Below are 261 nucleotides of genomic sequence, written 5' to 3'. Positions count from 1 at the left end.
AACGGCCCATCTGAACTCGCCGTGAAGGAGGCTGCCTGGGGCCTTGCCCGCTACGCCGCCATTTCTCAGGACAACGGGCTGGTGCCGATTGTCGAGCCTGAGATCCTCCTCGACGGTGAGCATGGCATCGACAGGACCTTCGAGGTGGCGCAGAAGGTGTGGGCGGAGACCTTCTTCTACATGGCCGAGAACAATGTGATGTTCGAGGGCATCCTCCTCAAGCCAAGCATGGTGACACCCGGTGCCGAGTGCAAGGACAGG

General features: G+C 61.3%; 1 protein-coding gene. It reads left to right on the top strand.

Annotation, left to right across the window (positions count from 1 at the left end; genetic code table 11):
- Positions 1–261: class I fructose-bisphosphate aldolase (locus PZC42_RS24880; RefSeq protein ID WP_277214285.1), on the top strand; the 261-nt coding region annotated here is incomplete at both ends.

Source organism: Isoptericola croceus, from assembly GCF_029382255.1.
GTDB lineage: Bacteria > Actinomycetota > Actinomycetes > Actinomycetales > Cellulomonadaceae > Isoptericola > Isoptericola croceus.
The sequence above is the reverse complement of the archived record's forward strand: the minus strand, read 5'-3'. Positions and strand labels throughout refer to the sequence as shown.